Genomic DNA, 12,674 nt, shown 5'->3' with positions numbered 1-12,674 from the left:
ATGGAACTAGTGAATCTCTCCCGTAGCAAGATGTGCGTGAGCCCGGATGATTTCGATGTCATACCCTGGGAAGGGACTCCTGAAGAAGCTTCTGACATGGTCGAAGCGGCAGGCATATTCCTTGGCGCAGCACAAATAGGCTTCACATCGGTGAATGAAAACTGGCTTCCCCCGAATGTAGTCTTTGATTCGAACGTGGATCGGATTACACCAACCCAAGATAAATCGCTGCTCTATCCGGAACGTTTCAAATATGTCGTTACCGGCCACGTGCTGGTTCCGTATCCTTCAGGAATGCGTTCTCCCTCCGCCATCGGTGCTGCTGCTGACAGATTAGGTTTCGAGCACGCCTGGCTCTCTATGACCCGCGTCATCAACTTTTTGACCTGTCTCGGATATGGCGCTGAATTTATTCCTTCCATCAATCCTGTTCCTTGGACTGTGGCCTCAGGTTTAGGGGAGATCGGTCGCATGAATCGTTTGATCTCACCTATCTATGGAGGCGCTATCCGCTTATTTGCCATCATCACGGACCTGCCCCTCGCGTTGGATAAACCCATTGATTTCGGACTCCAGGAATTCTGCAGGCACTGCAAGAAGTGCGCGGAAGCTTGCCCTTCCGGTGCGCTCAGTATGGAGGACGAGCCGACCTGGGAATGGGAAGGTGAACAGCCCTGGCATTTTCGTGGCAAGAAAGTATGGTGGGATAATTCACGGAAGTGCCTTGAATATCAAATTAGCGAAAGGTGCACAAATTGTCTGATGTCTTGCCCCTGGACGAAACAGGATAAGACGGCCTTGCATGACATCGCACACATCATGGCGTCTCGCACTCCCCAGGCTGGCGCCCTGCTACGACTGATGGACGATTTTTTCGGCTATGGCCTCATCGGCAAAGATGATCCCGCGATGAACGATTGGTGGAAGTATAAAAGACCAATTAGTGGCATTGATTCCAACCGGAGCCGTCGCTAGCGAGAAGGAGAAAAACGATGATAACACTTGGTATTTTGAGGGGAACTTGAGCAGGATGACAGCTTCAAACGTCAGTAACATAAAAATTTATATTAAACGTTCGAGGAGGATTCAAAATGAGTGATCAAGTTTATAAAGACATGATTGACGTTATGAACAAAAGAGGCGCGGTATTTGGAGGCATGGACATTCCTGAATTCTATAGAGTGGTGAAAGCGTTGTTTACCCCGGAAGAAGCCGAAATCAACAATGCCATGCCTAAAAGAATCTTCACTGCCGCAGAAATGGCCAGTCAAATGGGCAAGGATGAGGCGGAAATGGCCACCACACTCAAGAGTATGGCTGACAAAGGGCTTTGTCATTCCCATTTAAAGGACGGCGCCCGGGTCTTCAGGGCAGTGCCGTTCGTGCCCGGGATATTTGAATTTGTTTTTTATCGTGGAACCACCACCGACCGCGATAAAGAACTGGCCAAGTATATCTATGAGTATAAAGAAGCCTGGGAAGCCAAGTCACCCATAACCATGCCCTTTCCAACTATGCGAGTTATTACGGTTGATAAAACTGTTGAAGTGGGGAATAAGATCCATACTTACGACCAGGTTAAATCCTACATTGAAAAAAATGACACCATTGCGGTTGGTAGATGCTATTGCCGGCATGCGGCTCTATTGCGCGGTGAAGACACTCATGGGATGCCTTTGGATACGTGCATGTTCTTTGGTCGTAACGCCGACTTTGGCATCAATTGCCTGGGGGCCAGGAAAATGACCCAGGCAGAAGGCCTTCAACTTCTGGATGAGTGCGAAGAGGCCGGTCTGGTACATCAAACTCAAAACGTAACCGATGAAATTAGTTACCTCTGCAATTGCGATCGTTGGCACTGTTATGCCATTAAATTAACCTTGAAACAGCCAAAACCGTCAGCAATGCTAAACTCCGGGTTTGAACCGCGATTTGATCCAGACCTTTGCGCAGCTTGCGAAACCTGCATCGACCGCTGTCCGGTTGAGGCGCTAACTATGGGTGATGACGATTTGCCTCAAGTGGACCTGAACAGGTGTTTCGGTTGTGCCGTTTGTGCCACCGGGTGTCCGAATGAAGCCATCAAGATGGTGAGCAAACCCGGATTTGAGGAGCCGCCTAAAGATCAAAAAGCCTTGATGGGGGCCGTTGTCGCCAGTTTTTCCAGCCAAGGTTAGCAGCCTTGTTTTAATTTAAAAAATTAGCGGAAAGGAGCATGATCCCATGGAAATTTTAAGAACCCCTGATGATCGTTTTAGTAATTTACCTGATTTTTCTTTTAAGGCCAATTATCTTGAAGTCCCTGATTCAGAAGGAGGTCAACTCCGGATTCACTATATAGATGAGGGGCCTAGCGATGCTGCGCCAGTTGTGCTGTTCCACGGTGAACCGACCTGGTCTTTCCTTTACCGAAAGATGATTCCAGTACTTGTTAGCGCGGGGCATCGCGTGCTTGCACCCGATATGATCGGATTTGGAAAATCAGACAAACCAACGAAAAAAACTGACTACACTTTTCCTCGTCACTTGGAATGGATGCGCTCCTGGCTCTTGCAACTTGATCTACGGAGTATCACCTTTTTCGGTCAGGATTGGGGGAGTTTGATCGGGTTGACTATTTGCGCACTTGAAGAAAACCGGGTTGACAGAATCATGATTTCAAATGGAGCTCTGCCTGATCCGCGTCATTTTGAGAGAATGGTAGAGGCGCGGGACACTGGCTCTGATGATCCAGAGGCTTTTACACGCTGGCAGAACTGGATTGAGAAACAAGAGTCTCTGGAAGTGAGTAAAATCATGACCAATGAAATTCCGGACCTTAAGATTGAGGGATTATGGCTTAAGTTATCGGACGCAGAAAGAGCTGCATATGACGCCCCTTTTCCTGATGCCACCTACCAAGCTGGAGCATTGATTTTCCCGTTGTTAGCGCCTAGGGGACCTGAAGATGCTGATACGCTCAGATACTTTACAGAAGCCTGGGAGGTTTTCGATCGTTGGGAGAAACCGTTTTTAACAGCCTTTGGAAAGAGTGACCCAATTCTTGGCTGGGCTGATAAGATATTTCAGAAATATGTGCCAGGGGCCAAAGGGCAGCCGCACACTGAATTTTCCGATGGGGTGCATTTTATTCAGGAACAATATGGTCCAGAACTTGCCCGGATCATGAACGATTTCATCGCGGCAACCTGACCTGCTCTGCCAGGAAAGGGGGTTATATCATGGTCAATCTCATATTAGGGCTTCTCACAGGCATTGCTTGTGGAACCTGTGTTGATCGCTGCAAACCCGGTTTCAAAGAGCCGTCCAAGAACAGCATGGACATGCGGGACAAGATGATCGCCGGCCTTAAGGCCGGACTTGGATGATTCCAACGGCTGCACCTCTGAAGCATGACAGAACACGGGTTGCGCAGTAATGCTTGCTTTAACCTGCTTTATAGATCGCTTACAGCGACCGGATGGTTGAATGTTTGCTGATGCACACGATTTTTAGACAAGGGGAAACATGACCGAAGAAAAGAGCACGACTTCAGAGCACGGTTTTGGAGAGCCCGGAAAAATCCCGGAGGGCTTTGTCTACCGGGACCAGAAAAAACGCTATCCCTGGTGGGTCAAGTCCACAGACAGGATTACGGTGGAGGTTGATACCTCAAAAATCGAAAAGCCCACTACCCACATGATTCAGATGGCCATCATACGCAGACTGCAGAATCCGGAAGCCTCTGCTGGCCAGAGGCCGAGCATTATCGCCAACATCAAAAAGCAGGCGCCCGGATTCACCCTGCCCGATGTTTCCATGGTTTCCGCCTCTCAGACTTTTTTTCAAGCAGGCATCAGTATCGACGGTGGGATCATCAACGAATGGCGGCAAATCCGGGAGCTTATAAGTGGTCAGGTGCACAACCCCGAGGATCTGGGCACGGAACCCTGGCAAGGCAGCGAGATCGAGGCCTCATACATGATCGAAAAGGCGGCCAGACACCTCAGCGCCGCCCAGATCGGCTTTACGGCCCTGGACCTGACTTGGGTCCGTCCCGGCGTTGAGATCAGTTCTGACGTGGAGCTGCCTTCGTTTATGGAAGGCAAGGTGCTGATACCCGAGGCTTTTAAGTACATCATCCTGGTCGCGGGGCGTGTTCCGCTCATGGCCGCAGCTAACGCGCCTGGCGCACTGGGCAGCGCGGCGGACCGCACCGGGTATGAAGAAGCCCACATGGCCGAGGAAAAGCTGATGAATTTTATCCGCGGTATCGGTTACAAGGCCGTTGACATTCAATTTTTCAACATAAATCCCGTACCCTTCGCCATCATGGCCGGTATGGGTGAGATGGGCCGCACCAACCGCGTCATATCACCCTATTTCGGAGGCGGGATCAGGTTTGCCATGATCCTGACCGACCTGCCCCTGGCCCTTGACAAGCCCATTGATTTCGGGCTTCAGGAGTTTTGTCGGGGCTGCAAAAAATGCGCACGTGCCTGCCCGGTTGGAGCCATCAGTAGTGACGACGATCCGTCCTGGGAGCCTATGGGCCCTTATTCATCAACCGGAAAAAGGGTGTACTATGAAGACTGTGAAAAATGCAGCGCATACACCTCCTCCAAAGGGTCCTACTGTGGAGTCTGTTTGGCCTCCTGTCCCTGGAACAAGCTGGATGAGACCGCGCTGCATAAAATAATAAGGCCGCTTTCGGCCAAGCTGCCTTCTCTCTCCAGGTACTATGCCTGGTTCGACGACCTGTTTGGATATGGGCTGGCCGCGCCTGATGAAAGAAAGGACTGGTGGGAGATGCCGCAGAAAGGAGCGGCCCTGGCAAAGGAGTAAAGTGTTCAAGAGAACACCTGAAAACATGCTGAAAGGAAGGACGAAATGGTCAATTTTATACTGGGGATTATTATCGGTGTTCTGGGCGCTGTCATTTTTTTCAAGGCGCCTTCTCCGGTCTGGTATGTGTGGGTTTTGTTCGTGCTCGGGGCAGCCTCGTTTGCCTTCAGCTTTGATGTTCTGATCGGATCGATTAAGGAGCACCAGCAAAGAGCGGCCGGACTTGGATTTGTGTTTTTCGCCGTGCCGGGACTGGTTTTCCTGGGCGCGTCCCTAATCCTGGGATTCTGATTCTCTCGCCCGGTCGCCTTCGGGACGACTGGGCCGACGTAATTAGCAAACTTTAAAAAGGAGGTTACATCATGAAAGTTTTAGTTACTTATTTTAGCCAGACCGGAAATACGGAAAAGATCGCCACGGCCATCTACGAGGAAGCATCCCAGGCTAATGAGGCCGAGCTGAAAAAACTTGAAGATGTCAGTGCCGGTGATCTGGCTGGATGTGATTTCATCTTTATCGGCTCGCCGATCCACGCCAGTAATCTGGCCGGACCGATTAAAGAATTTTTAAGCGGCATTCAAGCAGGTTCAAGCCAAAAAATGGCCGGTTTCATTACCCATTTCGCCCCAGCCTATCCGGAACAGGCCCTGGATAAATATACAGAACCTATAACCACCGCCTGCCAGGAAAAAGGTATTGAATACAAGGGCTCTTTCGACTGCCAAGGGGCTTTGACTGAATCTTTACATGAGATGGTAAAGAAGAGGCAGAATTTAACTGACGAGCAGTGGGAAGGCATGGTCAAACAGATGACCGGACATCCCAACGAAGAAGACGTGGCTAAAGCCAAAGAGTTTGTGAAAAACGTGTTAGCTTAGAACTGACAGGCAGCAGGTTGATTTTCAAGACAATTCAATTTGGAGGATTATTATGTCAAATTTGAACGATTACCAACAAGCTGGGCAAACGCTCTATGACAGGCTCCACCTGGCAAGTATGCCGGTGGCTATTAAGTACATCAAGGATGTTTCTGAAATACCGGACGACAAGATCATGCGGCCCTCGGCCCGGGGGGAGGAGTGGTCCTTGTGCCAGGGTTTCACTTACGCCCGCCGTTGGGGTTGGAACGTGGCCATGACCGGCGACGACAACTTCTGTGTCCCCTCCACAGCCTCTCACGGTTGGGAAGACATCTCCGAAGAGGATCGCTTCGAGAGTCAGGTCCGGCAGGGCTGGCACCGAGACGAGGAAGCAGAAAAGCGGCTGCAGAATTTCACACGGGGATTGTTCGGGGAAAATGCGGATTTAAGGAAAGAATATACGGGCTTCATTGTTTCCCCTTTGCCCAAATCTATCGTTGTTCCTGATACGGTTCTGATTTATGGCAACGGAGAGCAAATAACACACATCATCCAGGCCTTGGTTTACGACGGCCGGAATTTCCCGACTTCCTCCTATTGGGGTTTTGGGGAATCATGCATGAAGGGCGGTTTGATTCCTTTTTTAACCCAGGTACCGCAGATTGTTATTCCCGGGACAGGGGACCGGACATTTTCAGGTGTGTTCGATTACGAGATCGCCATCGGCCTGCCAGGTTCATTAATATTTGAAGTTAGCGCCAACCTATTCAAAGCCGGTGGACGTTTAAACATGGGTATGCCCGTGAAGACCCTTCTGGCCAGAGGTATCAAGGCCAAGCTAACCCCTGGCTTTGATTATCTACGAAAAAAATTGGAAAAAAGTAAAGCCACTTAGGGAATTAAAATTCGAGTTTTTATGAAGAATTATCTATTGAGATCCCTGAGAGGAAAGTCCCGACTTTACAGACGGTTTAAGTTAAGGCCAATCGTTATATTATTTGTTATTTAAGGAGGATCAGTTATGCCGGAAGTGATCCGAACCCCAGATGAAAAATTTAAGGACTTAGAGTTGTACCCGTTCGAACCCAATTGGTTCGATTGGCAGGGTATACGGATGCATTATGTTGACGAAGGCCCAAAAGAAGCCTCAGTTATGCTCTGTATGCATGGAATGCCAACCTGGAGTTATCTATATCGGCGCATGATTCCACCTCTTGTAGATGCGGGCTACCGATGTATTGCTCCTGATTGCATCGGTTTTGGCAAGAGCGATAAGGTCATTGATGATGATTGGTACAGCATTGAACGCCACTGCCGGTCAATAACCGACCTGATCCAACATCTCGACCTAACCGACATTACGGTTTTCTGTCAGGATTGGGGCGGCCCGATCGGTCTGCGCCAAGCCGTAGACATGCCTGATCGGTTCAGCCGTCTTGTGATCATGAACACCTGGCTCCACCACGCCGAGTATCAATACACTCAGGCGCTTGTCAACTGGAATCACTACTGGCAACCCGGTAACATGTTGGCGGAAAACCAGATAACTGGTCAAATTTTTTTCAACTACTATAACAGAATTATCGGTCGTGAGGTGGATGACGCCATAGTGAAAGCCTATGATGCGCCGTTCGATGGAGATGCCACCAAGGCCGGACCAAGACAATTTCCTCGGTCTCTCCCCTTTGCCCGTCCGGATCGAGGCAATGCGGTTATCCAGACTCTATGCTTCGATGCCCTTAATAAATGGACCAAACCGGTTCACTTCATCTGGGGCCCCAGAGATGACGTATTCACTACCGAGTGGGGCAGGCAGTGGGCGTCCACTTTTCCTCAGGCCACGTTTGACGAGATTGAAGGTGCAGGCCATTTCCTGCAGGAAAGCCATGGGGAGAAGGTTGTCGAGATTCTTTTGAAGCGTCTAGCCGAGGAATAAAGGATAAAACCGATACAGTACTTGTTTAGCTTGTAGACAAAGCGCTTTTCGATGCCAACAAAATTTTTAGCTTAGCGTGCTTGGCCGTGTCGAAGGCAGGAATATAAAAAGTAGCGTCAATCGCCTCATAATTTTGCCTGAGATTATACAACAATGACTGCTAAATACCAGCTTTGCTTCTGACAGCTTAAAATTCATTCCATAATGACTTAAAAAAATGCTGCCGTATTGATGGACGAAAATGGGTAGAATTTCAAGTAAAACCTGGCATGCTTTTGTCAAGGGAGAATTGGCGCATACTGTTAATTCATCTTTATTCAATTAGGAAAAATCGGCTGGTATCACAGTTATTATGCTTTTTTTAATAGTGTCAATGGCACTTTGTTGCTAATTATTTTTTCATGCGCTATCATAGCGTAAAGTTCATTCTGTTGGCGAGCAACGCAACCTCTGAATGTATCCATAAAGAAGCAATAAGACTCTCTGAGCAGGCAATTGAAGAAGAGTTTTCAAAATCCATATAAATTTAAGCTCTCTATTTGTTAGGATCCATAGATTGTTAGGTCAGGTACAAGGGTTAGTCCTTGGTAGGAGGAAAGGAAGTATTTTAAAAATTTTATCTGCCTTAAAAATTACGGAGTGAAAAAATGGATCAGACCAAGGAATTAGACAGAGAAAAATTGGTTGAGGCTCAGGAAACCATACTACAGGCTGGATATGTCGTGGCGCTGACCGGTGCAGGCATGAGCGTTGAAAGCGGCATCCCTCCCTTTCGCGGTCCGGGAGGCCTCTGGACAAAGCATGGGGAACCGCCGATGGATGGCTTTCAACGTTTTTTAGCTGACCCTAAAAAGTCCTGGGAAGAAAGGCTGAATCCGACCGGACCCATGGTTGAACTGAGAAAGGCGCTTGAAAAATCAGCCCCGAATCCAGGACACATTGCCTTGGCTGATCTCGAAAAGATGGACATTTTAAAGGCCCTCATTACCCAGAACGTGGATAACCTTCACAAGGCCGCGGGAAGCTCCAATGTCTTGGAAATTCATGGGAACTACACCTTGCTTAGATGCCTCGACTGTAATACGAGGTATAAAAGGGAAGAAATATCCCTTGAGGCCCTGCCGCCCAAGTGTCCGAAATGCGGTGGAATCATCAAGAGCGATGGAGTCGCTTTTGGTGAACCCATACCCCCTGATGTCTTGCAGAGGTGCCAGGAAGAATCTTCAAGATGTGATTGCATGCTCGTCATCGGCACTTCAGCCACCGTCTATCCGGCCGCCGCTTTCCCGCAGCAGATTATGAGGCAGGGGCACCCTGTCATTGAAGTTAATCTCTATGAAAGCGAGCTCACGCCCTTCTGCAAGATCAGCCTTCACGGGCCATCCGGGGAAATCATGCCAAAGCTGGTTGAAATAATAAAGCAGAAAAATTGATAGTAACGGCCTCATTAATCATGACCTCTATCGTAAAATGATTCCCATTATTTAAGCGGCCGGACATCGGGCTCTAGCTCCGGACCTGATTGGCTTCAGAAGGTCAGGCCAGGCCGGTGAAGGACTTCATGGCGCGAACCAGAGGTGAAATCAAGTAAGAGTCTAATATTTGCAGGTTGAGTGTCCTAAGCATATGAATTCAGGAAGCCGTAAGAAGAGAAGTGGGAGAGGAGCCCTCATGAAAAAATGTGCGATCATCTACTGGTCGAAAACCAAAAATACGGAGAAGGTGGCCTATGCTATTAAACAAGGCCTGGAATCAACCGGCGCGGACGTGGTAATTATGAAGCCCGAAGCGGCGGAAGATATCAATTATTATGATTATGACCTCCTGTGCATCGGTTTCCCCTCCTATCAATGGCATCCGCCTGAGCCGATGGATGCCTTTTTAAAGAACAAGTTCAGCGAATATAGCAAGCAAGGGCGTGTGAAACTTGGCGCACCCAAAGTTCCGGGTAAAAACACCCTCATTTTTATGACCTTTTCCGGGCCCCATACCGGAATCAATGAGGCCATCCCTGCAGGCAAGCATGCCGGTCAATTTTTTGAGCATCTGGGTTTTACTATTCTGGATGAATGGTATGTGCCAGGTGAATTTCACGGTTCGGAAGAACGCAGTACCAAAGGCCGACTCGGTGATCTTCGCGGCCGCCCTAATGAAGAAGACCTGAAAAAAATAAGGCAGGATGCGGCCCGTTTGCTCGAAGGCTTATAATTACTGGATGAATTTTAATCAGCTTCATAAACATCGAACGGAAAGAAACCAAACTTTAATTATTCAGGGCTTAATATTCCTCCCTCTAAAGCGCGGAGCAGAGCTTTCTGCGCTTAAAATAGTGATCGGTTTAACTGCGGGGACCTCTCTGGCCCCGCTCATTCTGGGCCTGAAGCACTCCTGCTTCTCTTACTTCTCCTTCATCCTCCTGCGTTTCTGTCATCTCCCGGGCCTTGGCTAAATAAATTCCCATGGCCATGGTTGAGGGTTCAGCTTCCGCCCGAGCGGTGTAAATCTGCTGGACTGTTTTGCGAACTTCTGAGTCCTCCTGAGCGGCAAGGTAAGCCCAGTCGGCCAGGTGGCAGGCCAGGCGAAAGTTACCTGCTTCTGAAAGCTCTTTAGCCCTGGCTGCCAGTTTATCAGCTCCCCCTGCAAGCCTGGCGATTTCCTCGGCTTGTTCCTGTTCAGAGGCAGGTTTCAGATGTGAGGGCGTGCCATCATACCAACCGCCGTACAAACGCCAGATGTTGCGCACGATAAATTCCGGCTCATCATAGACAGGCTGAAGATAGGGCCTCTTGAGCAGTTCCTCCGGGGCCTTGACCGTATGAATAATGGTATCTAATGACGCGCCTTGATTCATCAGGTTTATCGTCTGCTCGTGAAGAGATTCAAGAAAAGTGGCGCTGTCATCCAGGGCCTGTTGGACACGCTTTGCCCCCATAATGGGCCATCCATGCCCTGGCGCCAGAACCTCGGGCTTCAGGGCCGCCATTTCGCGAAAAGCAACGGCCCATTCCATACAGTAGCGCTGGACTTTTTGCGGGTTGCCTGCGTTGGGTATGCACCAGAAGAAGAGGTCTCCGGTGCAGAGGACGCGGGTATCCGGATAAAAACCCCAGGTGTGGTCGTCGGTTTCACCGCGTGAATGTCTTAAAAGGACGGTGACTCCGCCGACACGAATTGTCAGGTTGTCCTTGTAGGTGATATCGGGATAGTAAAAATCAACGGGAAAGGTGACTTCCCTCGCGCCGCCCGCAAACTGGCGGCTATTTATGATGGCATTGTAACCGCCTGTTTCGCGGTAGCGTTGAAAGCGGGCCGGTACACCTTCATGCGCAATAACCTGCGGCATGGCCCAACCCTTGGACCTGGCCTCCTCTGCATAATGCGAGACCCCAAAAACGTGATCAACGTGGCCGTGGGTATATATGGCCGTATGCAGCCGCTGAGCGGTTACGGAGCGAATCGCGTCGAACTTGAACTGGCTATCCATAAAACCGCTTGGATCAACAATAACCAGACCGTCATTCGTCTCTCTGATAATGGTATTGGAAAAACCCTTGTAGAACCAGGTGTCATCGGCGATCTGATCCAGGCCCCAGGGCGGTCTCATGGGATGGTGAGCGTAGGTGTTTGTTTCACCTTTCCACATGGCTTCAGCCAGTTCTAAAATTTCACCCATTCCTTTCCTCCTATCTACCTCTTTTAATTATCGCAAAATAAAAAAATTTATTTTCTTCCTCATGAAAGCGATGATCACATGGCCTTTTTGTATAGCTCCAGCAGGTCGGCCTCACTGCACTTCACGGGATTCCGGCCCAGAGAGACATCATTAAAGGCGTCTGTGGCTAACTGGGGAAGCTCATCTTCGGTTACACCGGCTTCTGAGAGCCTGACCGGCAGGCCGACATCCTTAGCCAGGCCTAACATGGCTTCGGCAGCGCCGTCGGCTGAAGCCACTTTAAAACCTATCAGACCGGCCGCTTCGATATATCGGCTTTCAGCCACACTGGCATTGAATCTCATGACATGCGGCAGCATCAGGGAATTGGCCGTGCCATGGGCGATACCAAAAATCCCGCCCAAGGGGTGCGCCAACGCGTGAACCGCTCCCAGTCCGGTTAAGGTAAAGGCCATGCCAGCTAGCATCGAGGCCATCATCATGTCCGACCTGGCTTCCAGGTCCTGGCCCTCGGTGACGGCTTTTTTCAAGCTCTGGCCCACCAGTTCAAAGCAGGTGCGGTTGAGTGAATCCGCAATGGGGTTGTACCCGTCCACCACGTATGACTCAATGGCATGGACGATGACGTCAAACCCAGTGGCCGCGGTTACCAGCGAAGGCATTGATTTGGTTAATTCAGGATCGAGTATGGCCATGGAGTTTTTAAGATAGGGGCTAAATACAACAAATTTGAAATGTTTCGCGCTATCAGTGATAACCGCAGCCAGCGTGACCTCGCTCCCGGTGCCGGACGTAGTGGGAACTGCGATCATCGGCGCCATGTCCTGACCGATTTTGGCTAATCCGCCGGAGCGAACATCGTAATCAAGAGCAGACCCGCCGTAATTAGCCACAACCCGAATCACTTTAGCCTGATCGAGGGGGCTTCCGCCGCCGAGACCGATCACTCCATCACAGTTATTCTCTTTAAAAACAGCCGCGCCGGCAGAAATGTCTTCCACCCTCGGATTTTCAACGCATTGATCGAACACAACCGCTTCAATACCTGCTTCAGCCAAAAGGTCACTTACTTTTTGAGCAAAGCCCAGCTGCACCATTGTGGGATCGCAAACGATTACTGGTTTTTTTATCCCCAGTCTTTGGGCCGTTTTCCCGATGTTATTAATGCTTCCCACGCCAAATTGCCCGTCAAAGGCAAACGAAAAACTCGTGATTCCATTACTCATAGCTTACTCCTTATAATTTTCCAATAAGCAATTTTGCCTGAGTGTACTGCACCCGGATTTCTGGACACCAGTTTAGCCTCATGCGGCTAGTTTGGTCAAGTGTTGCTCACGATACTCAGCCGGGCTCAAATATCCCAGCCGCTCCAGTCGCCATG

13 protein-coding genes are annotated in these 12,674 nt (G+C 49.7%); 11 read left to right on the top strand and 2 right to left on the bottom strand.

Features of this window, described 5'->3' with window-relative positions:
• The first annotated feature begins 36 nt into the window (after positions 1-36).
• The 11 genes from JRI95_12850 to JRI95_12800 all read left to right on the top strand — a co-directional run bounded on the left by JRI95_12850 (position 37) and on the right by JRI95_12800 (position 9,828).
• Positions 37-975 carry a reductive dehalogenase gene (locus JRI95_12850; GenBank protein MBW2062430.1) on the top strand — a complete coding sequence of 313 codons (939 nt, stop codon included), beginning with the start codon at positions 37-39 and terminating at the stop codon, positions 973-975.
• A gap of 116 nt (positions 976-1,091) precedes the next feature.
• Positions 1,092-2,177 carry a 4Fe-4S binding protein gene (locus JRI95_12845; protein ID MBW2062429.1) on the top strand — a complete coding sequence of 362 codons (1,086 nt, stop codon included), beginning with the start codon at positions 1,092-1,094 and terminating at the stop codon, positions 2,175-2,177.
• A gap of 46 nt (positions 2,178-2,223) precedes the next feature.
• Positions 2,224-3,192, top strand: a complete 969-nt coding sequence (locus JRI95_12840; protein MBW2062428.1) for a haloalkane dehalogenase — start codon at positions 2,224-2,226, stop codon at positions 3,190-3,192.
• A gap of 29 nt (positions 3,193-3,221) precedes the next feature.
• Complete coding sequence (locus JRI95_12835) at positions 3,222-3,368, top strand: hypothetical protein (GenBank protein MBW2062427.1); 147 nt, start codon at positions 3,222-3,224, stop codon at positions 3,366-3,368.
• A 139-nt stretch (positions 3,369-3,507) separates the two neighbouring features.
• Positions 3,508-4,824 carry a reductive dehalogenase gene (locus JRI95_12830; GenBank protein ID MBW2062426.1) on the top strand — a complete coding sequence of 439 codons (1,317 nt, stop codon included), beginning with the start codon at positions 3,508-3,510 and terminating at the stop codon, positions 4,822-4,824.
• 45 nt (positions 4,825-4,869) lie between these two features.
• Positions 4,870-5,115, top strand: a complete 246-nt coding sequence (locus JRI95_12825; protein MBW2062425.1) for a hypothetical protein — start codon at positions 4,870-4,872, stop codon at positions 5,113-5,115.
• Positions 5,116-5,186: 71 nt separating this feature from the next.
• Positions 5,187-5,702, top strand: coding sequence for a flavodoxin (locus tag JRI95_12820; GenBank protein MBW2062424.1), 516 nt, complete (start codon positions 5,187-5,189; stop codon positions 5,700-5,702).
• Between the two features lie 52 nt (positions 5,703-5,754).
• Complete coding sequence (locus tag JRI95_12815; GenBank protein MBW2062423.1) at positions 5,755-6,579, top strand: DUF169 domain-containing protein; 825 nt, start codon at positions 5,755-5,757, stop codon at positions 6,577-6,579.
• Positions 6,580-6,705: 126 nt separating this feature from the next.
• On the top strand, positions 6,706-7,620 hold the full coding sequence (locus tag JRI95_12810) for an alpha/beta fold hydrolase (protein MBW2062422.1): 915 nt from the start codon (positions 6,706-6,708) through the stop codon (positions 7,618-7,620).
• A 647-nt stretch (positions 7,621-8,267) separates the two neighbouring features.
• Positions 8,268-9,053, top strand: a complete 786-nt coding sequence (locus tag JRI95_12805) for an NAD-dependent deacylase (protein MBW2062421.1) — start codon at positions 8,268-8,270, stop codon at positions 9,051-9,053.
• 238 nt (positions 9,054-9,291) lie between these two features.
• Positions 9,292-9,828: a flavodoxin family protein gene (locus JRI95_12800; GenBank protein MBW2062420.1), complete on the top strand. Its 537-nt coding sequence runs from the start codon at positions 9,292-9,294 to the stop codon at positions 9,826-9,828.
• 130 nt (positions 9,829-9,958) lie between these two features.
• On the opposite strand, the gene JRI95_12795 is transcribed toward JRI95_12800, so the two are convergent.
• Both JRI95_12795 and JRI95_12790 read right to left on the bottom strand, forming a co-directional pair.
• Entirely contained in the window at positions 9,959-11,293 is a 1,335-nt protein-coding gene (locus JRI95_12795) for an MBL fold metallo-hydrolase (GenBank protein MBW2062419.1), read from the bottom strand.
• 74 nt (positions 11,294-11,367) lie between these two features.
• The gene (locus JRI95_12790; protein ID MBW2062418.1) at positions 11,368-12,519 is read right to left on the bottom strand and encodes an iron-containing alcohol dehydrogenase; all 1,152 of its coding nucleotides are present in this window, start codon (positions 12,517-12,519) and stop codon (positions 11,368-11,370) included.
• Between the last annotated feature and the right edge of the window lie 155 nt (positions 12,520-12,674).

This window comes from Deltaproteobacteria bacterium, assembly GCA_019308995.1.
Lineage (GTDB): Bacteria > Desulfobacterota > Desulfarculia > Adiutricales > JAFDHD01 > JAFDHD01.
The sequence above is the reverse complement of the archived record's forward strand: the minus strand, read 5'-3'. Positions and strand labels throughout refer to the sequence as shown.

What these genes read in the sequence shown, in the direction of transcription:
- JRI95_12830 (MBW2062426.1), top strand. Translation starts at nt 3,508, where the DNA reads ATGACCGAAGAAAAGAGCACGACTTCAGAGCACGGTTTTGGAGAGCCC.
- JRI95_12805 (MBW2062421.1), top strand. Translation starts at nt 8,268, where the DNA reads ATGGATCAGACCAAGGAATTAGACAGAGAAAAATTGGTTGAGGCTCAG.
- JRI95_12795 (MBW2062419.1), bottom strand. Translation starts at nt 11,293, where the DNA reads ATGGGTGAAATTTTAGAACTGGCTGAAGCCATGTGGAAAGGTGAAACA.
- JRI95_12835 (MBW2062427.1), top strand. Translation starts at nt 3,222, where the DNA reads ATGGTCAATCTCATATTAGGGCTTCTCACAGGCATTGCTTGTGGAACC.
- JRI95_12840 (MBW2062428.1), top strand. Translation starts at nt 2,224, where the DNA reads ATGGAAATTTTAAGAACCCCTGATGATCGTTTTAGTAATTTACCTGAT.
- JRI95_12800 (MBW2062420.1), top strand. Translation starts at nt 9,292, where the DNA reads ATGAAAAAATGTGCGATCATCTACTGGTCGAAAACCAAAAATACGGAG.
- JRI95_12825 (MBW2062425.1), top strand. Translation starts at nt 4,870, where the DNA reads ATGGTCAATTTTATACTGGGGATTATTATCGGTGTTCTGGGCGCTGTC.
- JRI95_12820 (MBW2062424.1), top strand. Translation starts at nt 5,187, where the DNA reads ATGAAAGTTTTAGTTACTTATTTTAGCCAGACCGGAAATACGGAAAAG.
- JRI95_12790 (MBW2062418.1), bottom strand. Translation starts at nt 12,519, where the DNA reads ATGAGTAATGGAATCACGAGTTTTTCGTTTGCCTTTGACGGGCAATTT.
- JRI95_12845 (MBW2062429.1), top strand. Translation starts at nt 1,092, where the DNA reads ATGAGTGATCAAGTTTATAAAGACATGATTGACGTTATGAACAAAAGA.
- JRI95_12815 (MBW2062423.1), top strand. Translation starts at nt 5,755, where the DNA reads ATGTCAAATTTGAACGATTACCAACAAGCTGGGCAAACGCTCTATGAC.
- JRI95_12810 (MBW2062422.1), top strand. Translation starts at nt 6,706, where the DNA reads ATGCCGGAAGTGATCCGAACCCCAGATGAAAAATTTAAGGACTTAGAG.